Annotated in this window: 29 protein-coding genes; 16 read left to right on the top strand and 13 right to left on the bottom strand. The window is 66.2% G+C overall.

The annotated features are described in order from the left end of the window. Positions 1-50: 50 nt before the first annotated feature. Positions 51-251, bottom strand: a complete 201-nt coding sequence (locus AAHG09_RS30240) for a helix-turn-helix domain-containing protein (protein ID WP_342111783.1) — start codon at positions 249-251, stop codon at positions 51-53. A gap of 180 nt (positions 252-431) precedes the next feature. Between AAHG09_RS30240 and AAHG09_RS30235 the strand changes: the two genes are divergently transcribed. The 11 genes from AAHG09_RS30235 (at position 432) to AAHG09_RS30185 (ending at position 6,444) form a co-directional block, all read left to right on the top strand. After that, on the top strand, positions 432-728 hold the full coding sequence (locus AAHG09_RS30235) for a hypothetical protein (protein WP_342111781.1): 297 nt from the start codon (positions 432-434) through the stop codon (positions 726-728). Positions 729-740: 12 nt separating this feature from the next. Continuing rightward, a complete protein-coding gene (locus AAHG09_RS30230) occupies positions 741-872 on the top strand; it encodes a hypothetical protein (RefSeq protein ID WP_342111779.1) in 132 nt (43 codons plus the stop codon). Then, entirely contained in the window at positions 872-1,105 is a 234-nt protein-coding gene (locus AAHG09_RS30225; RefSeq protein WP_342111776.1) for a hypothetical protein, read from the top strand. Before AAHG09_RS30230 ends, AAHG09_RS30225 begins: the two co-directional genes overlap by 1 nt. A 12-nt stretch (positions 1,106-1,117) precedes the next feature. Next, entirely contained in the window at positions 1,118-1,894 is a 777-nt protein-coding gene (locus AAHG09_RS30220; RefSeq protein ID WP_342111775.1) for a hypothetical protein, read from the top strand. Further along, positions 1,891-2,289, top strand: coding sequence for a hypothetical protein (locus tag AAHG09_RS30215; RefSeq protein WP_342111773.1), 399 nt, complete (start codon positions 1,891-1,893; stop codon positions 2,287-2,289). The genes AAHG09_RS30220 and AAHG09_RS30215 overlap by 4 nt, the downstream gene beginning before the upstream one ends. Positions 2,290-2,371: 82 nt before the next feature. Next, a complete protein-coding gene (locus tag AAHG09_RS30210; RefSeq protein WP_342111772.1) occupies positions 2,372-2,656 on the top strand; it encodes a hypothetical protein in 285 nt (94 codons plus the stop codon). A 57-nt stretch (positions 2,657-2,713) separates the two neighbouring features. Continuing rightward, entirely contained in the window at positions 2,714-3,667 is a 954-nt protein-coding gene (locus AAHG09_RS30205) for a hypothetical protein (protein ID WP_342111770.1), read from the top strand. 67 nt (positions 3,668-3,734) lie between these two features. Further along, positions 3,735-5,327, top strand: coding sequence for a hypothetical protein (locus tag AAHG09_RS30200; RefSeq protein ID WP_342111767.1), 1,593 nt, complete (start codon positions 3,735-3,737; stop codon positions 5,325-5,327). 84 nt (positions 5,328-5,411) lie between these two features. Continuing rightward, positions 5,412-5,663 (top strand): hypothetical protein, encoded by a 252-nt coding sequence (locus AAHG09_RS30195; RefSeq protein ID WP_342111765.1) that lies wholly within the window; start codon positions 5,412-5,414, stop codon positions 5,661-5,663. 116 nt (positions 5,664-5,779) lie between these two features. Beyond that, positions 5,780-5,950, top strand: a complete 171-nt coding sequence (locus tag AAHG09_RS30190) for a hypothetical protein (RefSeq protein WP_342111763.1) — start codon at positions 5,780-5,782, stop codon at positions 5,948-5,950. Positions 5,951-6,042: 92 nt separating this feature from the next. Further along, positions 6,043-6,444 (top strand): hypothetical protein, encoded by a 402-nt coding sequence (locus AAHG09_RS30185; protein WP_342111761.1) that lies wholly within the window; start codon positions 6,043-6,045, stop codon positions 6,442-6,444. 41 nt (positions 6,445-6,485) lie between these two features. Here AAHG09_RS30185 and AAHG09_RS30180 read toward each other — a convergent pair whose 3' ends face one another. Then, positions 6,486-6,809: a hypothetical protein gene (locus AAHG09_RS30180; RefSeq protein ID WP_342111759.1), complete on the bottom strand. Its 324-nt coding sequence runs from the start codon at positions 6,807-6,809 to the stop codon at positions 6,486-6,488. A 31-nt stretch (positions 6,810-6,840) separates the two neighbouring features. Then, positions 6,841-7,590 (bottom strand): hypothetical protein, encoded by a 750-nt coding sequence (locus AAHG09_RS30175; protein WP_342111757.1) that lies wholly within the window; start codon positions 7,588-7,590, stop codon positions 6,841-6,843. Positions 7,591-7,942: 352 nt separating this feature from the next. On the opposite strand from AAHG09_RS30175, the gene AAHG09_RS30170 reads away from it, so the two are divergent. The 4 genes from AAHG09_RS30170 (at position 7,943) to AAHG09_RS30155 (ending at position 9,587) form a co-directional block, all read left to right on the top strand. Then, on the top strand, positions 7,943-8,227 hold the full coding sequence (locus AAHG09_RS30170) for a BrnT family toxin (protein ID WP_342111754.1): 285 nt from the start codon (positions 7,943-7,945) through the stop codon (positions 8,225-8,227). Next, positions 8,209-8,754, top strand: coding sequence for a helix-turn-helix domain-containing protein (locus AAHG09_RS30165; protein WP_342111752.1), 546 nt, complete (start codon positions 8,209-8,211; stop codon positions 8,752-8,754). The genes AAHG09_RS30170 and AAHG09_RS30165 overlap by 19 nt, the downstream gene beginning before the upstream one ends. Positions 8,755-8,829: 75 nt before the next feature. Continuing rightward, positions 8,830-9,216, top strand: coding sequence for a hypothetical protein (locus AAHG09_RS30160; protein WP_342111750.1), 387 nt, complete (start codon positions 8,830-8,832; stop codon positions 9,214-9,216). After that, entirely contained in the window at positions 9,216-9,587 is a 372-nt protein-coding gene (locus AAHG09_RS30155; protein ID WP_342111748.1) for a hypothetical protein, read from the top strand. Before AAHG09_RS30160 ends, AAHG09_RS30155 begins: the two co-directional genes overlap by 1 nt. A gap of 6 nt (positions 9,588-9,593) precedes the next feature. Here the strand turns inward: AAHG09_RS30155 and AAHG09_RS30150 are convergent, their stop codons facing one another. From AAHG09_RS30150 to AAHG09_RS30110, 10 genes are all read right to left on the bottom strand, one after another. Beyond that, positions 9,594-11,954: a hypothetical protein gene (locus AAHG09_RS30150; RefSeq protein WP_342111746.1), complete on the bottom strand. Its 2,361-nt coding sequence runs from the start codon at positions 11,952-11,954 to the stop codon at positions 9,594-9,596. Between the two features lie 14 nt (positions 11,955-11,968). Then, positions 11,969-12,895 (bottom strand): phage protein, encoded by a 927-nt coding sequence (locus AAHG09_RS30145; RefSeq protein WP_342111744.1) that lies wholly within the window; start codon positions 12,893-12,895, stop codon positions 11,969-11,971. Further along, a complete protein-coding gene (locus AAHG09_RS32010; RefSeq protein WP_412760110.1) occupies positions 12,895-13,044 on the bottom strand; it encodes a DUF6889 family protein in 150 nt (49 codons plus the stop codon). Before AAHG09_RS32010 ends, AAHG09_RS30145 begins: the two co-directional genes overlap by 1 nt. 53 nt (positions 13,045-13,097) lie before the next feature. Further along, positions 13,098-13,571 (bottom strand): phage tail assembly chaperone, encoded by a 474-nt coding sequence (locus AAHG09_RS30140; protein WP_342111742.1) that lies wholly within the window; start codon positions 13,569-13,571, stop codon positions 13,098-13,100. Positions 13,572-13,581: 10 nt separating this feature from the next. Beyond that, a complete protein-coding gene (locus tag AAHG09_RS30135) occupies positions 13,582-14,424 on the bottom strand; it encodes a hypothetical protein (protein WP_342111739.1) in 843 nt (280 codons plus the stop codon). Next, a complete protein-coding gene (locus AAHG09_RS30130; RefSeq protein WP_342111737.1) occupies positions 14,424-15,089 on the bottom strand; it encodes a Gp138 family membrane-puncturing spike protein in 666 nt (221 codons plus the stop codon). Before AAHG09_RS30130 ends, AAHG09_RS30135 begins: the two co-directional genes overlap by 1 nt. Then, positions 15,086-15,412, bottom strand: a complete 327-nt coding sequence (locus AAHG09_RS30125) for a phage baseplate plug family protein (RefSeq protein WP_342111735.1) — start codon at positions 15,410-15,412, stop codon at positions 15,086-15,088. The genes AAHG09_RS30130 and AAHG09_RS30125 overlap by 4 nt, the downstream gene beginning before the upstream one ends. Further along, positions 15,409-16,194, bottom strand: a complete 786-nt coding sequence (locus tag AAHG09_RS30120) for a phage baseplate protein (protein WP_342111733.1) — start codon at positions 16,192-16,194, stop codon at positions 15,409-15,411. The genes AAHG09_RS30125 and AAHG09_RS30120 overlap by 4 nt, the downstream gene beginning before the upstream one ends. Before the next feature lie 2 nt (positions 16,195-16,196). After that, positions 16,197-16,742: a phage tail assembly chaperone gene (locus AAHG09_RS30115; RefSeq protein WP_342111731.1), complete on the bottom strand. Its 546-nt coding sequence runs from the start codon at positions 16,740-16,742 to the stop codon at positions 16,197-16,199. 455 nt (positions 16,743-17,197) lie between these two features. After that, entirely contained in the window at positions 17,198-17,668 is a 471-nt protein-coding gene (locus AAHG09_RS30110; protein ID WP_342111729.1) for an Arc family DNA-binding protein, read from the bottom strand. A gap of 175 nt (positions 17,669-17,843) precedes the next feature. Between AAHG09_RS30110 and AAHG09_RS30105 the strand changes: the two genes are divergently transcribed. Then, a complete protein-coding gene (locus AAHG09_RS30105) occupies positions 17,844-18,062 on the top strand; it encodes a DNA-binding protein (protein ID WP_342111727.1) in 219 nt (72 codons plus the stop codon). Positions 18,063-18,666 lie beyond the last annotated feature (604 nt).

The raw sequence follows: 18,666 nt of genomic DNA, 5'->3' as shown, positions 1-18,666 counted from the left end.
GGCTATGACTGATTTTGGGCTGCGGCCGGTAAAGCTCAAGGGCGGGGCCGTCAGTGCTCCCCGCGTGTGCCATCGCGGCGGACCTTGAACCGGATCCCCGCGCCTCCCCCGTTCTCGGGGATGAATTCGAGCCCGGCGCCTTCGAATGCTTCGACCACGGCCCGGTTGTTCATCGTCGTCAGCCGCGCGGTTTCTTCCCGGCGCTCGAATGCCCCGATCGTGGATTTCGAGACGCCAGAGGCCTCGGCCAAGTCTGATTGCTCCCAACCCAAGAACGAGCGGCCGGCACGGCAGAGGCGAGGGGACAACGATGCGATCACAGGCCACCTTTTTTGAACCATCAGATTGTACCTGAGGCACAAGGCTGTTGACAAGGCGCATCCTAGCGCACTAGATTGCTTCTCAGGCACAAGGTTGCCTCTGAGGCCGCAATGTCCAACCGCACTGTCTCTTGGAACCGCATCTCCCGCTCGCTGCACGACAGCAAGCCGAAGATCCCCGCCGGCCTTCTGTCCGCCACCGCCCGCATTGACTTCACGGTGCGCGCCACCCGCCGCCCGCTCTACGCCGCCGGCCGCTTCGACCGCGCCGCGATCATGGCCGCCGCCGCCAAAGCCGCCCACGCCCATCAGGAGCGCTTCGGCGGCACCTGGGCCGAGGCGATGTCCGTCTGCCTCACCGCCGCGTGGCGGTCCGCCAAGCTCGCCCGCCACATGGCCGCGCACTGAGGAGCCGCACCCATGCTCTCCAACCTCACCCCTGACCAGATTGTGTTCCTGGCTTGGCTCACGCCGGTCTTTCTCGGCGCCAGCAGCATCATGTTGGTTCGCGATCTGCCGGCCGTGCGCCGCTACCTCGGCGAGGTGGCGTGATGCTCGCCGCGCTCGCCGCCTTCTCTATCGCTGGCCTCTGCACCGGCACCGCGTTCCTAGCCTCGTGGATCGAGGAGAACGGGTTCCCCGAGCTGCCGACCTTCCAGCGTGCGGCCTTCGTCCCGGCTCCCGCCCCGGCCGTCGCCGCCCTCGCCCCGATCTGGTGCGAGCGCTCCCGCCGCTGGCGTCACCCCGTGACCCGCGCCTTCGTCAAAGCCCCCGCCGGTCACTGAGGAGCCGCCGCGATGTCCGCCCGCATCAACCGCCGCGCCCTCGCCGCCGGCCTCCTGGCCGCCATGGCCGCCCCTGCCATCGCCAAGGATACCCGCTCGGTGGGTATCCTCCGCGGCGACGACACCGCCCGGCTGCCGGACCACGCCGCGTTCTGGTCCCGCCTGCCGCTGCCGTTCTCGCTGGCCGAGGCGTGGGGCAAGCTCTCGCCCGCCACGCAGGCCGAGATCGGCGCCGCGGTGCTCGGCATGGCCCTCGCGCAGTACGTCTATGGCGACGGCCGCGCCGAGGCCGACCAGTTCACCGACGAGGATCTGCGCGCCGAGGCGTCCGACGTGGCCGATGATCTTCTGAACCAGATCGACGGCCGCTTGTGGGTGCTGCTCCCCGACCTATACGGGCCGGACGGCGACCATCCCGCTTGGGCCTATGCCGCTGGCATGGTCCACCCGCTCGGGGCCATCCTGCCGGAGCCGCCGGCCGAGCCCGCTGCCGCGCGCACCCCCGATCCGATCTTCGCCGCGATCGAGGCTGCCGACGCCGCTCGGCAAGCCCATCAGGCCGCGCACGATGGCTTGGACGAAGCCGACGATGCGCAGATGACCCGGCTCGGCGAATTGGTCGATGCCGACCGCGCTGCATTCGAAGCCCTGGCCGAGATCATCCCGACCACCCGCAAGGGCGATGTCGCCCTGGCCGATTTCTACCTGCGCATCCTGGACGATCCGGACGGGCAGGCCACGGCCCATCTCGGGCATCTGCGCGACGTGCTGGCGGGGGGCGAGGCGTGAACGACAACCTTGCCCGCCGCAACCTTCTCGGCGCCGTGCTCTCCACGATGGCCGTTGGCGCCCTGTCTGCCGCGACAGCCGCCCCGGTGTTGCCGGCATCACCCGATCCGATCTTTCCCGCCCTGGCCGCGTGGGAAGCCGCCGACCGCGACGTGATGCGCGTGTATGCCGAGACCAAGGGCGACGACAGCCCGGAGGCCGATGCGCGCTGCGATGCCGAGTGTCGCCGCCGCGATGCCGTGGGGGTCACCCTCGGCGCGACCACGCCGACGACGCTTCCCGGGGTCTTGGCCTTGGCCCGCCACTACACGGCAACCGCCAGCGACCCGGAAAGCGACGGCCTCACCCACCTAGTCGCGGCCTTGAACGCCCTCGCCCGAGCCTCGCCCGAGTAGCAGCCGCCCGCCCCGCCGCGGGGCACGCCAGCACCACCGACCCACCGACCCACCGCCACGAGCCCGAGCCGGAGCCCGAACGATGACGCACGCCCGTATCCCGAATTTCAGCCACCCCGCTCTGGCTCGCGTCCGCATCACGGACAGCGGCAAGCCCGTCCGCATCCCCGTGGATCGCCGGTATCGCAACCTGCCGGACGAACCGATCCCGGGCGAAATTGAGCCCTGGCAGGCCGTGACCCCGATCCGGCCGGACACCGCGCACAGCCGCAGCCTGCGCTTCCTCGACGCCACGGGCGAGCTGCTGGCCGCCGTCGCCATCATCGGCGGGGGCATGGTGCTCACCGGCCTTGCCACCCTGTTCTGACCCAACCCGCACCCCGAGCGGGCCGGCTGCCCGCGCCCCTCATTCGAGGATCCCGCGATGTCCCTGCGCACCACCCTTAAGAGCCTGATCCGCCGCAGCCCCGCCACCAGCCTGCGCGAGCGTGCCACCGAACTGCGCGGCAGCCTGAGCCGCCGGACTGTCGTCGCCGGCACCGTCGCCGCGGCTGTCCCCCTCCCGGCGCTCGCCGCTACCGTGGCGCCCGCAGCCGCGCCGTCCGACCTCGCCCGCGCTTGTGACGCCGCCGTCGCGCATCTGGCCTGGATCAACAACCCGGCACACCCCGACGACGCTTGGCCGGACGAGCGGTTAGAGGCCGAGTTGGGCAAGGCCGAGGACGTAGTGTGGCGCGCGGCCAATGAGCCGGCCGCCAGCCTTGATGACCTCTCGGCCAAGGCCCGCCTCCTGATCGCAGACAGCGGGCAGCATCTCGGCTGGAGCAAGTTCGCGGGCGACCGCGCGACGCTCACGCTCCTGCGGGAGGTAACTGCCCTCGCGCCGACCCGAGCACTGCCGCCTGCACCCATGGCCGCCCCTCCCGTCGAGCGCGCCGAATACCGCGCCCGTCTGCTGACCGCCCATGCCGAACATTGCGCGCGGCAGCCGATCAGCAACACCGCGGAATTCGGGAGCGTTGAGGAGCGCGCCGGGGACCTCGTTGGGCAGCGCCTCTGGGCCACGGCCCGCGAAGTCCTCGCCCTGCCGCCGCCGGCCACCGCTGACGGTCTGGCCCTCACGGCGCTCGCCGCCGCGATCCTGACGGAAGCCGACCACACGGGCGACGATCCGACCAGCACCGCCGCCGTCAGCCTCACGCGCGCCGTCCTGGCGTTCACGGGCGGCGAGCTTCCCAAGGGGTTCATCGGTTTCGGCGACGAGCCCGACCACGAGGAGCGCGACCGCGCTTGCTACTCTGCTGCGGGATCCCTCCCGGCATGGGCCATCGCCCAGGCGCGAGCCGAGATCGCCGCCGAGGACGAAGCCGACGCCTGACGCCGCCGCCGCGCGGCGCTCAATCCGCCGCGCCTCCTGTCATCCTGTGATCCTAGGAGGCTACCCCGTGCGCTCTCTGAAGCTTTCCAGCCTGTTCCGCCGCAACGCCGCTGCGGAACTCCGCGATCGAGCCGCCGATCTACAAGCAGACCTGGCCCGTGTCGCTCGCCCGGCCGTGGTCGAGGTCCCCGAAACCCCGGCCCCGATCCGCGCGAGGAGCGACGACACCGAATTGCTATCGCTCGGCCGCCGGTTCGAGGAGGCTAGGGCACACGAGGTTGCGGCCTGCGAAGCCTGCAACGCCGCATCCAAGCAGAGCGGTGCCGGAGAAGCGCCCCTAGAGCTTGAGGCGGCGGCGGCCGATGCCGGCGACATCGCGGCGGCCCTCGCCTACCAGCTCGCGGATATACCGGCCCACTCCGCGGACGGCCTCCGGCTCAAAATCCGAGCCCTCGCGCACTACAATCCGAGCTTCTTTCGGCTCGGGCTCCCCGACAACCCCGACCCCGATCAGGTGTTGGCGCGGTCGCTCCTGCTTGATGCCCAAGGCGAGGCGCCGACTGTCGAGCCGACCGACTGGCAGAACCCACCGCCCGGCTTCATGGCCTACCCAGCAGACGACCCGCAGGGGTTCGTGATCGTCCGCGAGGGCCTGCGGATGGAGTTGGAGCGCCTGCACCGGATCGCGTCGGCCGAGTACGCTCGCAAGGTCGGGCCGGACGCCGCGGAGGCAAACCGCGCTCGCATCCGCCGGGAACTGCGCCTTGATGCATTCGAGGCCGTGGCCCCGAACGGCGATGCCGAGATCCTAGCGCTTGGCCTGGACCTCGACGCCGTGCACGCCCGCTGGCGAGCCGCGACCCCCGCTTATTGGGCCGCCCAAGCACACATCACGCAGGCCTGCGAGCGGGCCAAAGCGCGCGGCGGACCCGTGCATGCCGCCAGTGTGGCAGCCTGGGAGACGCCCGGCATTTCCGAGGCCTGCGACGCGTTCGATGCCATCGGCAGCGAATTGGAGCGCATCAGCAAGGCGATCTGGCGCACGCCGGCACGGACCCCGCTCGGCCTCGCCGTGAAGGCGCGAGCCACCCTCGTCATGGTGTTCGTGTTCGGTCAGTACGAGCGAGACAGCCACCTTGGCAAAGATGAGGATCTGACGCCGCAGGCTACCCGCGCGCTGATTGAGGCGTGCTGCGCACTGGCCGGCGTGGACTGGAAAGGGCAGCCAATTGGCGAGGAGAGCGCCGCCGCGGTTCCGTCCCGGCCGGCTTTGTCGCGTGATCGCGCTTGGGCCGTAGCACAGGCGTCCGCAGTCGATTTGTCGGCGCTCACGATCCTCCAGCTTCATAACCTGTATGTCAGGTTTTCTAGCGTCGCGGATATCTGGTGCGCCACGAGCAGCCTGCCTTGGGCAAGCGACAAATCAGCGAACCCTTTCCGAGACCTCAACGCCGCCGGGCACATCGCTGAACGGGAAGAGGAGCGCGCTTCCGAGATCCGGTCCCGCCTTGTGGCTGAGATCCGCGCCCGAGTTCCTGCCGGGGACTTTGAGCGGAATTGGCGGCTGGAGACGCTGATCCAGTACGAGCTGCTGTGCGAGGCGTCGTTGCAGCACGCCCCCGAGCTGCGCGCCGAGATCAACAAGGCTTGGGGCGACTGACCGCCCCTCCCTTCTGTCGCCGTGCGTACCGCCCCGGCCGGGCTTGCCGGTGGACTACCAGTCCCACCAAGAACCGAGACACCCATGAGCAAGATTGTCGCCTTCCCGGGACGCTCGAAGCAGCCCGACGCAATGCCGATCCCGCGCGAGGAATTCGAGCGGCTGGCCGAACTCGCCCTCGATATCGTCGATCGCATCGTGGCCATTCTGGACAGTGAGGACGGCGACCCCGACCGCGAGGACGATGGAAACAGCGAGCCCAGCCTCGGCGCTCCGGAGGGCCATGACAGCCAGGTCATTTGGCTGCGGGGCAACGATCGCGACCTAGAGGCCTGAGCGTGCCGACGCGGCTACCGCGGAAGCCCCCGACCGTAAGGCAGGGGGTTCGGCTCTACATCCTCTTGGCGGCTTTCTACTGGCACGGCTACCGCCGGCGGGCTGCGGGGCGGCGTATGATCCGGATCGGCATAGAGCGCGGCTACAGCCGGTGGGAGCGCGCCGCCCGCCGATGGCTGGCCTGTAGTGCCGAGATCGCCGCGTTGCTTGGCGATCCGGAGCCGCCGGAGGTTCACGAGCTGCGCGAGACCCTTGGGGATCCGCCGCCCAGCCGATCCGACGCCTAGGACGCCTCACCCTTGGGAACCTTCACCCCGCCTCGCGCAGCCCGCGCGAGCGGATCCGAGCGGCTGTGCCGCGTCTAACCCGAGAGGCCACCATGTCCGCGACCGTCACCCGCCGCAGTCTCGGCGCCCTGCTTGTGCTCAGTCTCCCGACCTCTGCCCTCGCCAAGCCCGATCTCGCCGCAGATCCGATCTTTGCCGCGATCGAGGCGCACCGGGAGACCGCGCGGCGCGAGGCCGATATCGTCGCCGCCCTGGCGCGGGCCGACCGGCTTGGGCTCGGCCGCACCGGTGAGCTGCGGGCCGACAGGAAGCGGCTGCGCAAGCTCAGGCATAGCAAGCGCCGGGAGCTGCGACGCACGACACCGACCACGCCCGCCGGCTTCCGGGCGCTGGCCGCCTATCATGCCAGCCTCATCCCTGACCCGGATCCCGACGACGTGGCGGGACAGTGCCAGCGCGACATGGAAGCGGCGTGCGCCAGGGCGACGGGCTAAGTTGAACTTGGGGGGTACGCGCCAGATGCGTACCCTCCCCGTCACTCTGGCGTGAGTTCCCCGGCCTCCCCGGCAACGATGATGTCCCGCCAGCTTCCGATTTTCGGCGACTTAAGCTTTGCCTCGCCCATGGCGCCTTGGTTCTGATGGACCCAACGTTCCGCCTCAGACGCCTCCCGCGCGTCCTGTCTCAGGGCAGTCATAGCCTCCTCGGCCGCCGCGTCGTTCCCGTCGACCAACACTTGCCCGTAGTCCGCCAAGCGCCTGACGGCATCCTGCCGCTTCCGCTTCGCCAGTTCGGTCCGCTCCTCGATCCCTTTCGAGATGCAGCCCTCGGCGCGACCGCCCAAAGGTTCGTTCGGCATATCGTCCGCTCCCATGATGGCAGGGCATGGCTTAGCCCGTTCTACCGCCCGCGAGAATTCTCATAGGATCGCTTCGGCCAGGGTCGCCCGCTGCCTCCCGGCAGCCCTTCTTTGGTTCCGCGTCCACACCCTGCCTCTGTGGATCTCCCCTATCCGTGGGGTGCATCGTTTTGCACCCTATGCCGCCCAACAGCGCCGGGGCCGTGGATCGCCCTCCCCGCCGGAGCCATTGCAGCCACTCGCGGCTGATGATGCGGACCACGTTCGGATCGGACTTCCGGCCCTGGTGGCGCCGCTCCTGAATGGTCAACAGCCCGTCGCCCTCGGCCAGCCGGATCGCGCCCTGTGCCAGCCGCCGGCAGACGCCAGCCCGCGCCGCTATGGCGTCGATCGGCAGGCCGCAGGCCCCATGCTGCGCCATCTCATCCCCGACGATCCGCAGGACCGCGAGTTGCCCGGTGGTGAACCGCGAGGCGAGAGCAGGGGGCATCGGGCCGGAACAGGCCAGCCGGCGCCGCCGCTCAATCGCCACGGATCGCTCAGGAGCCCGCTGGTAGGGCTTGGGCGGGAACAGCGTCGCTCGGCCGAGAGGAATGCCAACGGGCGCCACGGCCTCTCTAATCGCATTCCTGCGGGTGTGTAGCGCCTCGGCGAGGCCCTGCGCTTCGTCATCGGTCACGGCTTCGGAGGCGTGCGCCTGCCAGATCGACCGCGACAGGCTGTCGAGCTGCGCGAGCGTGCGCGCGTCCCCGATCGCCGCCTGCATGGTGGCGTGAAACATCGTTCCCGGTCCCTCACGGGCCGCGGCTAGGGTCCAGGCAAAGCCTTCCCGGTGCGAAAGTTGGCGCTTTCGCTTGACTCCCGGCGGGAGCGTATGGCTTGGTGGGAGACAGTCACGTCGGTCCCACCAGACCCCAGGATTTTCAGCAGGCTCCCGTTTGGCGACGGGGGCCTGTTGGCTTTTCAGGGTCTCTTTCTCGCGGCGCTGATCTCCTGATGCCGGCTCACGACTCGCCGAGACGAGCCTAGCCGTAATCGCCCATGTCGGCCGCTCAGCCCAGCGAAGTCAACGGCCGAGTGCGCTGTCTGCGCATATCGCTTGAACTGATGCGCAACTAGCGTACAGTCACCACATGGATTTCGAGTGGGACGATACGAAGGATGCCCGCTGCCGCACCGAACGGGGGTTCGGGTTCGCGGACGCAATCGGCATCTTCCTCGGCCGCACCCTCGAATGGCAGGACACCCGCAGGGACTACGGCGAGGTTCGCATCTGCGCGGTTGGGGAATGGGACGGCGACTTCTACACCGTGGTTTATACCGACCGCCTGAGCGCTGAAGGCGAACCGGTCCGGCGGATCATCTCAGCGCATCACGCGCACAGGAAGGAGCGCAAGGCATGGCACGCATCAGCTTGAGCGAGCTTCGCACCCGCGCCTCAACGGTGGATCGGGAGAAGGTCGACGCGACCACCGAAGCCGAGATCCTGGCGCAGCGCGCCGCCGACCCTGACGCCCCGAGCAAAATGCCGGCCGACGCCCATTCCGTCACGCCGCCGAAGGCCCTGCGGGTCCGGCTCGGGCTCACGCAACCCGAGATGGCAGCCGCTCTGGGCATCCCGGTCGGGACGTGGCGGAATTGGGAGCAAGGCCGGGTTCGCCTGGACCCGACCGCGACCGCTCTGCTGCGGATCGTGTCGCGAGAACCGGCAATGGCGCTTGCCGTCCTTGCCCCGACAGAGATTGCGACTGCCGGCGATGACGTGGCTGAAATCCAGGGACACGTAGGCCGCGAACTAGGCCGCTACCTAGGCAGCGATCTTGGAAAGAAGGGATCCGGGCGCGACGTTGAACGAAGGGCCGACGATCTTATGACGGCAGCTCAAGCCGAGGCCATTTTGAGCCTGCTACCTGAGGGGAAATCGACCCGGCACGGACGGGGCTGACCGAGCGCTACGGCTTAACCGTAAATACAACCGTGGGTCTCGACAGACGCTAGGGCCGCGCCCATCTTGGTCGCCATGCGCTACGCAGTCGCCCTGATCTTGATCGCCGCCGCCACGGGCGCCGCGGCGCAGGTAACGACATCTGCCGGCTTCCCCGTTCACGATGTAGACGCGGCTTGCGCGGCGTTCGCCGACCGCACCGCCAGGGCCGGCAACACGTCCCGCAATGTGGCGATGAACATCTGTCTCCACGAGGAGCAGGAAGGGTATGACACCGCTCGGCTGCTTTGGGACCAAGTCAGCCCGCCGCGGCGCCAGGAATGCTCTGCGCACGCCGATAGCCTCGGCGCTCCGAACTACTATCGCGGGCTAGGCTACTGCCTCGAAGCCAAAGCCGCTGTCGAAGCCAACGAGCGGCAGGGGCAAGGGATGCGAGAGAAACCGCAGGGGTTCCGATACTGATGCCGACCGCCATTCATCGCGCAGCGCTCGCTATCGCTGGGCTCGCCTTTCTCGCCATGCCGGCCCGCGCAGAGGCGCCGGTCCCGAGGATCGCGAAAGGCACGCTGTATGAAACCGTGCGCGCGGACCTGTCCGCCCTCGGCTGGCGTCCGTCCCCGGCGGCGGCCGAGCAATCGGGGTGTTCCATCGGCCGAGAGGACGTGTGCAAGCGCTACCCTGAGGCCGAGTTCTGTTCCGGCACCGGCATGGGGGCGTGCGGCTTCCTCTGGTCCAAGAACAACACGTTGATCCAGGTCCGGACGGTTGGCGAAGATCCGGCCGCCCTGACGCTTCAAGCCATCGCCTGCCGCGCCGGGTGCCGGGCTCGATAGCGCCTATCAGGCGAACATGCTGGACGCGTAGCGGAGATCATCCGCCTTCGATCGCTCCCCATGCCGCCGCCAGAGTTCGGCGGTCTCGCGCGCGTCCCCGTGGGTGTTGATCGTGACGTGCGTGGTTCCCCCTTGATAGCTCTGGTTCTTCACTGAGTTGTCGTTGCTGGTTGAGGATCCGATTGGAGGGGCGTTCAGATATTGGCTCGGGTCGAACCCTTGGGTTGCCGCACCGATGCCCCTGAATTTATCCATATCCAACCGGTTCATGCCCGCCCCGGCCCGAGCAATCGAACCCGCAAAACTCGGCAGCCCTGAACTGGTCGACGGCTGGCCGGGAATGTTCGTCACGCGGCTCAGGTTGCCATCGGCCCCGCGCCTGAAGATGTTCAGCCCGTCCGTATAGGTGTCCTTGTCGATCCAGCCCGGCTTTTTGGCGGTTGACGACTGAGGCGAAGCGGCCGACCCATCCGTATCATAAGCATTCAAGATGCGGTTCGCATCCACCCCGAGAAGGCCTTCCCATTCATCGCGCAGAGCCGCGACGTTCCGACCGCGGCGCTTAATCAGTCGGTCGAAATACTTTTCCTGAAGCTCCGGAGTCAGCACTTCGTCCATCGTGCCGGTTTCCTGCGCGAGACCCCGCAAGGTACTTTCGATGAACTGCCCTCGGCCGACCGGGAAAGCGGAAGATCCGACCTGTTTCCGCATCTTGTTTTGCCACTCAAGCAACTCCCGCACGGTCGATTGCGTGACCGGCTTGCTATACCAGCCATATTTCCCGTTGCCGTAGACCGAATTATATCCGGCCGCCCCCGACTCCCTGCTCTGAATGAGCGTCTTGAGCGCGGTAAAGCGCCCGGCCGGGATCGGGGTGCTGTCGGCGCCGCCTCCCCCGCCGAGGCCCACCGCGTTCAACGCGGCTCGGCCCAAGCGCTTCGCCCGAGACCAAGCGCCCTCACCGCTCGACGGAGTGCCACCGCCAACGCCCGGCAATTCATCGCCGGGGTTGAGCTGCCCATCCGGCCGCCCGCCCGTGCCATTGACCGATTTGGACGGGTCTCCGAGACCGCCGAGCACTGCCCCGACCGCGGCCGTGCCGAGGATCGGGATCCCGAGGGCGGCCAGCACCGGGGCCAGGATCGCGAGCAGCGGCTTGAGATCCTTGAGGATACTGGCGAAGGCCCCCGTTATCTTCGCCACGAAGATGGTCGCGATGAAGACGGCCAGCGCTTCTAGCGCATCCTTGATCTTGTCCGTGTCGGCGACCCACTTGCCCGTAGCCTCATCGACATGCCCGAACGCGGACAGCAACCCGTCGAGGAAGGCTTTCGCCTTGTCGCTGGTGGCGAGTTCAAGCAGCGCCTTCGACAGGCCTAGGACGAGCTGTGCCACTTTGGACAAGATCTCGGCGATTTCGTCGCCGTGCTGCTCAATGAATGTGGTGAACCCCTTAAGGTTGTCACCTACGTCCTTGAAGATCTTAGAGGCAGTTTTCTCGCCGATGATATTGATGCTGTCGAACATATCCCGAAGGGCATGCTGCAACTGCTTGGCATCGTCTGCCGCCTTGTCGGGGTTGTAGCCGAGACGTGCATACTTGGCCCGCTGCGCCGCCTCTTCGGCCGCAAGCTTCGCGGGATCGGTCGCCCGCCACGTCTCCTCAGAGACTCCCATCTCCTGCATGTAGAGGAGCTGCTGTTCGTAGGGCTTCCGGCCGACGCTGGCCCGGAATTCCTTATACAGCTCGGCCGCCCCGCGGATGTTGCCCTGAGCGTCCCGCGCCTCGACGCCGACGCTTTTGAGGAAGGCCGTATAGCCCTGCGGGTTCGCGCGCAGCCGACCCGCGAAGTTCTCCAAATCACTCAGGGCGCCGCCGGCCGTGCCGCCGAGCTGCGACACCGCCTGAGAGAACATCTTGAGGTCTTGGATAGAGGATCTTGTCCGATCGCTCGCATAGGCCATGGCCTCCAACCGGGCCGCGACGTGGGTTGCATAGCCGGCCATTGCGACCGTGAACCCTTGGATTGCCACGGCCGTTGCGGTCGCCACGTTGACCAGGGACCGCATCTGCGCAGCCGCCTGCGCAGCCCGTTCCTTCTGCTTTTTCGCGGCCTCCTGCTCCTGCTTCTCCCGCGCCTGCGCATCGGCCAAGGCTTCCTTGGCGAGCTTCAAGTTCAGTTCGCGCGTGAGCTTGGCGACCTCCTCTTGCGTCTTAGCGCCAGCCCACCGGGCATCTTCGATCGCCTTTTCGGCCTTGCGCACGGCCTGCTCATAGTCCGCCATTGATCGCGTGGCGGCCTGCTGCGATGGCTTGTTTACGGCAAAGCCAAGGCTGACGAGAAACGAGGCGATAACGTCACTCATAGTCTACCGCTCCGCTACTGCTGAAAATCCATAAGCGCTTTCGGCAAGAAGCTGTCCCCGCTGGCCGCCGCGCAATAAAGCGTATCGAACCACTCATTCCCGCGCGTGCTACCGGTCCGGTCAACGCCATACACTCGATACCGCCCATCTGCCGCGATGCTCGGGAGCTTTGCGCCGTTCGGATTTTCATACCCGAAAGAAGGATCAGGCGCAGCTCGATCAATCGAGGCTTCGTCAATCCTAACAACCCGATCCTTATACATGGCTGGGTTGATAAACGTCCGGACGATGATGCCATTAAAGGTCTGCGTCGCCCGGCCGATCATGCCGGTCTGACTGTTCAGCACGATATCCCCGCCGGGCAACGCTTCGGTCTTGTGAACGACGTTGAGCCGCCCCGAGTTGAACGACCAATCCGCGCCGATGTCGCCCGCGACCTTGCGCATGATGTCTCGGGCGAGCCCGAACAGCGGCACGGCCTGCGGATACTTGAAGCCGTCATTGAGCTTCGCCGACATGAACCCTTTCGAGATCCCATAGGGCGCGAACGCCTTCAGGCACTCGTTGACTACATCTTGCCGGGTCGACCCCTTCGGCAGCGTCTTGATTACCTGCCCTTTGATGTATGCTTGATCGCCGTCGCCGCAGAATAGATCCACATATGTATCCGTCCCGTTGACCTTGCCGCGGTTGCCCTGCTTGATCGTTCCTTTGAAGATCGCCCCGTAGTGATCTTGGTAACCCGCCTCCAAGATCACGGACTGGTTCTGCCGGCAGATCGCGTTCTTGGTCGTGTCCGCGAGGTTGAGGAGCCGGATTTCTGCGATGGCTGGCGTGGAGACGCGCTTTTGCCGAACGATGAAATCAACCTGCATGTCATCGAGGGTGTACGTCTTCCCGCCCGTAGTCAGTCGGCAGACGCGCAGATAGTTGTCAGCCATTAGGGATGCCTCGCGCGATCTGCCGCGTCCCGTTCCGCGGCCTTGTGCGCTCGGCGGCGGTTCTCGTCCCGGGTAGAGAGCGCGTCGACCATCTGAGCCACGTCGGCGAGACGCAGGGTCCCGTCGTGCAGATCCCGATAGGAGCACATCGGCGGGTCAGCCATGACGGGCCACAGCAGCCAATCAAGATCGTCGGGAAGCCTCACGGGATCATAGTCCGCCGCAGAAGCCCGAGTTCTTTCAAACTCGACACCGCGTCTGAAAAAAAAACTGCGATGGCATCCTTCAGCACGCTATAGCAGATCCGCAGAACATGGATCATGCGCAGGCTCGGAATAGCCGGGGCCTTGATCTCCGGATCCCAAGTCGGAACCCAAATCTCGCCGTCGAGCATTTCCGTCGCGGACATGCACCGCTCCATGACATAGGAGGCGTCTTCTTCCGTCATGTCGGCGAAAGCTTGGAACAGCGGGGCGCCCCCCTCGATCACGCCCGCGATCCGCTCGCCGGGCTCGCCCTCCCCATCCTTCGCCGCAAGCGCCGTGGCTAGAAGGCCCGCGTTCTTCACCACGGGGGCGACCCGGCGGACGCAATGGAACTCGTCAGCGGCATTCAACGGGGCGTGCCGGAACGTGTCTGGGCCGATGGTAAACCGAGAGGGCGCGCGAGGAGCCAACGGGCATCTCCTATTCGAGGGAAGTCATGGCCGCGGTATCCACGCGGGCGTGGGTCGGGGCCGCGATCTGAGCCGAGAGAGAGGCGAGCATGGCGGCGCGCGCCTCAGGCTGGACGAAGATCGCCAGCGCGGCTTGAAGCGGGGTAGCGGCAGCTCCGGCGCCGATCGGCGCGAGGAGCCCCGCCACCGTGCTCACCGCCGAGGCCTGCATCTGGATCGCCGCGCCTTGGGTCAGGGCGCTCGCGCTGGCCGAGACCACGGCCGCGACACTGGCGCTTTGCCCCTGGACCCATGCCGTCGCGTCAGCAACCGACATGGCGCCCGCTATGACGCTCTGCACGACCCCTGGCAGGGCTCCCGTGATGCCGTTGAGCAAGTCGGCCGAGGCGGTTGGCCCGAGAACCTGAGACAGGGCCATCGTTGCTGGGGCGGCGTCGCCGAGCATGCTGAGTAGGCTGTCGTGGCCGGCGAGCGCCATAAGCCCGGCCTGTCCGTTCGTCAGACCCACGAGGTTGTCACCGGCAGCCTGAAGCGTCGACAGGGCACTCGTCAGGCCGGATGCCCCCGTAAGCGCCGAAATCAGGCTGCTGGCGCCCGATCCGAGCGCCGCTTGCAGTTGGACAGCCGCTTGCCCAGCAAGGTCCTGTAGCCCCTGCGTGAGGCCCGCCATCGGGTTTTGAAGCACGGATGACAGGTTGCCATCCGCCAAAACCTTTTTGAGCAGCCCCGACACGTCCCCGCCCTGAAGCAGCTTCGCGAGCGGCAGGTTCTCAAAGATCGCGGTCGCGACCTTCTTGTGCGGCGTCCCGTCGAGGAGCTGCAGAACCGTTGGGAGAGCGACGCCGGCAGCCATCAGCCGAGCCCGCAGTTGTGCAGGAACTTCGTCGCGGCCTGCTGGATGGTCTGCGCATCAACGTGATGCTTCGATCCGCCAATCTCCGTCTGCACCGCCATGCCGTTGACCTGGTGGGCGGCGCCCTCACGGATCGCGGTCACTGCGGTCGCCGACACGTCGTGCAAGCTCTGCTTGTCATCGGTTCGCGTCTGCGCTGATGTCGTCGAGACACCCTTGAGCTTGTTCGGATCGGATCGCGCCCCCGGCCGGAAGCGCCCGCTCGCCAGTCCGTTTACCTCGCCATCCTGCGGCTGCTGCACGCCCCCATTCTGGCGCCAGAAGCCATGCCCGCGAGTGCTGAAGTCGATCCAACCTTCGTCCCCGACTGCCGTGGGGAAGGTGTGCGTGATCTGACCACCGCCCGAAAAGTTGATCGGGATGTCCGTAAACTCCGGCAGCTCCACATAGGTGACGGTGTTGTCATCCTGGCGCTGCGGGATCTTCACCGCGGCTTTGACGCTGATGGTGTGGCCGTCGTCCGATTTCTTCGTCACGATCACCGGCAAGCTGGTGAATGTCTCGGCGCGCATGGCTTCGACTACCGCGCGCACAATTTCTTCCGTGCTGGGCTGATTGCCGAGGGCAGCTTGCGCCGCGTCGTGGCTGCCGGGTCCGTCGCTCATGCCGCAGGATCCGGGATGAAGAACAGGTGCGAGGTCACGCCGAGGCCGTCGAAGGTCGGCACCTCGCCGGCACCGCGATCCGTGGTCACGACCAAGCTGCCGGGGAACCCAAGGTGCCGGTGCTGATCCAACAGATCCACGCCCGAGACGAGTGAGATGCCAGCCACCAGAACCCCGCCGTTCTCGTCGCCGATATCGAGGATCCAGCAGCCGTCCTGCGCATCGTTGTAGGTCAGACGAAAGCTGTAGATCGTCCCGTTGAGATCCAGCTTGAACCGTTGGGCCTGCGAGGGCACGACAGGAAGTTGAGTCCCCACGGTCATGGGCCGCCCCCAAAGATGTTGTATTGATCCGGCCCGGCCGCCTGAAGTCCGCTAATTGGGTCCGGAGCCGCGGACACGCTGATTTCAGGCAGGTTGATCGTCGCGGGTGGGCTCAGGCCGCTAATTTGACCGTAGTCGATAGGCATAGCGGTTGGCGGGTTGATGCCACCAAGACCCAGAGTGCCGGATGCGGCACTGCCATCCACTTGATAGGCGCCCGGCCCAACAGGGCTTTGGCTTCCGGGGTTGTATGCGCCTGCGAAAGCCTGCGGGCCGACATCTTGGGTCTGGACGGTCCCACGGTCCACAACCGAACCGGTGCTCTGTGGGTTGGCTTGGTTGGCCGGGTTCGATGCGGGCTTCGCCGTGCTCTCACTGCTGGTCTGAGTGCGCGTGATGATCAGCTCGCGGAACGTGAGCCGCGGCAGCATGGCGCTGAAGGTGTTGGCGTTGATCGGGTCGGTGATGCTCTCCAACAGCATGTTGCGATAGAGGCGCCGAGACGTACTCATAGAGAAAGGCTGGCGCGTCGCCTGTAGGGCGAGGAGCTTCCGATAAATCTCCTGAATATATCCGTCATACCCGGCAGAAGAGTCCGACCACCCCGGAAGCATTTCCAGGCGCACTGGTAGCTTGAACGAATGATCGGTGACGGTCGCCCCCGTCTCGACTGGCGCGCCAGTGATCCCTAATGCGTCTTGTCCAACCGCCTCGACGGTTACGTCTGGGACGAACAAGCCAATGCGGAACGGACCGCCGCGAAAGAGGACGCCGCCCGCCATCGTCAGCGAGCCTCAGGCGCGCCCGGCGGACGCTCGCGCGGGGCGCCGGCTACAGCAGCCGCGAGAGCAGGACCCGGGGCTAGATTGAGCGAAGCGATATATTCGGCGATCGGCTCGCGGTACTCAAGGAACAGGTAGCGGCAGACAAGGCCGAACAATGTAAACCCGTCGATATCTCTATACGAGGGGTATTCCTGCCCCTTAGGCCAAATGGGCAACCCGCCACCTCCTTCACGCATCCGGAAAATTCTTGCCGCGCACTCGCGGATAATGAAATTAACCGAGTCTTCATTGCTGGACGCGGCGGCCTCAAGGATGCTTGTGGCGAGGTCCATGGCGTCGGCAATGATCTGATCGTTCTCAGCAAGGGCGGACTGCCCCTCGCCCTCTGCCGAAGCGAGGTTCGCGAATTTCGCCAGCCGCGCGAGGATTGCCTTTCTCCCACCCTCAGGCTTGAGGGCTCCCAAGATGATGGGGGCGAGCCGCCGCGCAATGTGGATCTGTGCGAGAGGATCAAGTTCCGGAGCGGTGTATTTGTGTCCGCCCATCTCGAATGCATGGGTCTGCTGATGATAGCGGAGGCTATCCGGGGCGTTGCTTGTGTGCAGGCCGTGGCTATCGACTCTCCCGCGAGACATCAGCGCCCCCCCTGCTTCGACCGGCGCCCGGCATCCCCGAGAGGTTGACCGGCGCCCGTCCGGCCAGGGATCGAACCCCGAAGAATGCAACGGGCGAACGCACTGACGTTCTGACCGGCCGCCTCGGCTGCCGCGAGAATATCCGCCCTCAGGGGGCGGTCTATCCGGATGTAGAGATGCGACGGGTATTTGACGGACATCGGCGCCTCAAATTGCAGAGACACCGTAACACTGTCCGCTATTTAAGTCTTGCGCTTATTCGGAATGCCAAAGCTAGGCCCACCTACCCTATATTACCGGATAAAGCCTAGAGTAATTAGATATTGCCTGATCTGCATTTGCGGACATGCGCGCTACGCATGCCGCTACTCGGCCAGCCGCGAAAAATGCTGGCCCGTCCGCGTGGTCACTCCGGTCTGAGCCATCTTCGCGAAGGTCTCGATCGTGCGGCCTGCGCTATCCGTCATGTGTCGCCGAACGATCTCAAGCTTCTCAGGGCTTTCGTACCATTGAAGCTTACTGGACACCTTCGCGTCGGCCTCCGCGATAGCTATCCGAAGGTCCCCGTTCGCAAGCGCCGCGAACATGATCATCTCAGCCCCTCCGAGCATGGTCAAAACCGAGTTGAGCCGACCGTCTTTCTGGAGGCTTTGCTCTATCCGGTACTCGACTTCCTCGCTCAGGGACCGGCCCGACTCTTGGGCATGGCCCTCAAGCTGGTCGCGCGTGAAGTCGCTCATCCGGAAGGCGTACTTCGCTCGCTTGCCCTTGGACGCATCCTTGAGAGGACGGCCCCCTTTAGCCCGAGCCCCCGCGCCAACGTCACCGGTCATCATCGCACCTCACAGAGTGGCACAATTTGTACCGCTTCTGACCCGGAAACCGTATTTGATCAAGCCCCGCGCTGGTGGATATCGGGTCAAAAATGACCCGCGCTGTTGACCGCAGGGCAGGCAAAGGCATATTAACGATGAACGGGGCAACCCGAAGGCTTTTATTGGCGAGGTCGGCATGTCCGAAGACATCATTGCAGTGCTCACCAACCCGACTGTTGATGTGCAGTTGGCCGGCCGAGTTCTCGGGGTCGGGAAGAACGCGGCCTACAAGGCCGTAGGCAACGGCACCATTCCGACCATCACGGTTGGCGGGCGCAAGCGGGTGCCGACTGCGAAGCTGCGCGAGATGCTCGGCCTGCCGGCGCAGCCGCCCGCGGCTCAGATCGCAGCCTAAGGCTCATCCTGAATGGATCGCCTCGGCACGGGACTAAAACGTGAACCGAGGGGCCGCCATCCCGCGCCCGATCGACGGCCGGCGCAGCAGACGGAGCAGAAAGCCCCATGAAAGACGAAACCCGCTCGACGCGCGGGGCGACGGCGGGTCTCGGAAAAGCGTTCTTGGCAGCACGCACCGAGACATATGCCCTACCCCCGGCGAGCCTTCAAGCCCAACATCTCACGACCCGCTACGGACTGAGCCCGGCCGTAGCCGCTACGGTCGCCGCGCTTGCCTATGGGCAGGCCGATAACTGGCGGATCCGCGCATGACGCCGCGCCCGATCCCCGCCAGCGTCCGCGCACTCCTGCCCCTCTGCGGGGCCGCGAACGATCACGAAGCCCTCGGCGCCTGCCGGGGTATCGGTCGAAAGCTACAGGCTGCCGGCCTCGACTGGCACGCCTTGGCTGCCGCGATCCCGACCGGCGAAACCGCCCATAATCTGGACGGCTCTGAGTTGTCCCGGCGCCGGGACAATTCGGGAGGCACCTCCCGATCTGAATTTTCTCGCCAGCGAGAAAGTTGTCGGCGCCGACAAGAACCGTGCGCCGGCGCACGCATC

This window comes from Methylobacterium guangdongense (genome assembly GCF_038442355.1).
In the GTDB taxonomy this organism is placed as follows: domain Bacteria; phylum Pseudomonadota; class Alphaproteobacteria; order Rhizobiales; family Beijerinckiaceae; genus Methylobacterium; species Methylobacterium guangdongense.
The sequence above is the reverse complement of the archived record's forward strand: the minus strand, read 5'-3'. Positions and strand labels throughout refer to the sequence as shown.

Coding starts and splice junctions, on each gene's coding strand:
- AAHG09_RS30225 (WP_342111776.1), top strand. CDS start 872: ATGCTCGCCGCGCTCGCCGCCTTCTCTATCGCTGGCCTCTGCACCGGC.
- AAHG09_RS30145 (WP_342111744.1), bottom strand. CDS start 12,895: ATGGCTGACAACTATCTGCGCGTCTGCCGACTGACTACGGGCGGGAAG.
- AAHG09_RS30230 (WP_342111779.1), top strand. CDS start 741: ATGCTCTCCAACCTCACCCCTGACCAGATTGTGTTCCTGGCTTGGCTC.
- AAHG09_RS32010 (WP_412760110.1), bottom strand. CDS start 13,044: ATGTGCTCCTATCGGGATCTGCACGACGGGACCCTGCGTCTCGCCGAC.
- AAHG09_RS30220 (WP_342111775.1), top strand. CDS start 1,118: ATGTCCGCCCGCATCAACCGCCGCGCCCTCGCCGCCGGCCTCCTGGCC.
- AAHG09_RS30195 (WP_342111765.1), top strand. CDS start 5,412: ATGAGCAAGATTGTCGCCTTCCCGGGACGCTCGAAGCAGCCCGACGCA.
- AAHG09_RS30115 (WP_342111731.1), bottom strand. CDS start 16,742: ATGGGCGGACACAAATACACCGCTCCGGAACTTGATCCTCTCGCACAG.
- AAHG09_RS30135 (WP_342111739.1), bottom strand. CDS start 14,424: ATGGCTGCCGGCGTCGCTCTCCCAACGGTTCTGCAGCTCCTCGACGGG.
- AAHG09_RS30155 (WP_342111748.1), top strand. CDS start 9,216: ATGCCGACCGCCATTCATCGCGCAGCGCTCGCTATCGCTGGGCTCGCC.
- AAHG09_RS30130 (WP_342111737.1), bottom strand. CDS start 15,089: ATGAGCGACGGACCCGGCAGCCACGACGCGGCGCAAGCTGCCCTCGGC.
- AAHG09_RS30210 (WP_342111772.1), top strand. CDS start 2,372: ATGACGCACGCCCGTATCCCGAATTTCAGCCACCCCGCTCTGGCTCGC.
- AAHG09_RS30125 (WP_342111735.1), bottom strand. CDS start 15,412: ATGACCGTGGGGACTCAACTTCCTGTCGTGCCCTCGCAGGCCCAACGG.
- AAHG09_RS30180 (WP_342111759.1), bottom strand. CDS start 6,809: ATGCCGAACGAACCTTTGGGCGGTCGCGCCGAGGGCTGCATCTCGAAA.
- AAHG09_RS30205 (WP_342111770.1), top strand. CDS start 2,714: ATGTCCCTGCGCACCACCCTTAAGAGCCTGATCCGCCGCAGCCCCGCC.
- AAHG09_RS30235 (WP_342111781.1), top strand. CDS start 432: ATGTCCAACCGCACTGTCTCTTGGAACCGCATCTCCCGCTCGCTGCAC.
- AAHG09_RS30185 (WP_342111761.1), top strand. CDS start 6,043: ATGTCCGCGACCGTCACCCGCCGCAGTCTCGGCGCCCTGCTTGTGCTC.
- AAHG09_RS30150 (WP_342111746.1), bottom strand. CDS start 11,954: ATGAGTGACGTTATCGCCTCGTTTCTCGTCAGCCTTGGCTTTGCCGTA.
- AAHG09_RS30160 (WP_342111750.1), top strand. CDS start 8,830: ATGCGCTACGCAGTCGCCCTGATCTTGATCGCCGCCGCCACGGGCGCC.
- AAHG09_RS30105 (WP_342111727.1), top strand. CDS start 17,844: ATGTCCGAAGACATCATTGCAGTGCTCACCAACCCGACTGTTGATGTG.
- AAHG09_RS30170 (WP_342111754.1), top strand. CDS start 7,943: ATGGATTTCGAGTGGGACGATACGAAGGATGCCCGCTGCCGCACCGAA.
- AAHG09_RS30175 (WP_342111757.1), bottom strand. CDS start 7,590: ATGTTTCACGCCACCATGCAGGCGGCGATCGGGGACGCGCGCACGCTC.
- AAHG09_RS30120 (WP_342111733.1), bottom strand. CDS start 16,194: ATGGCGGGCGGCGTCCTCTTTCGCGGCGGTCCGTTCCGCATTGGCTTG.
- AAHG09_RS30165 (WP_342111752.1), top strand. CDS start 8,209: ATGGCACGCATCAGCTTGAGCGAGCTTCGCACCCGCGCCTCAACGGTG.
- AAHG09_RS30110 (WP_342111729.1), bottom strand. CDS start 17,668: ATGATGACCGGTGACGTTGGCGCGGGGGCTCGGGCTAAAGGGGGCCGT.
- AAHG09_RS30190 (WP_342111763.1), top strand. CDS start 5,780: ATGATCCGGATCGGCATAGAGCGCGGCTACAGCCGGTGGGAGCGCGCC.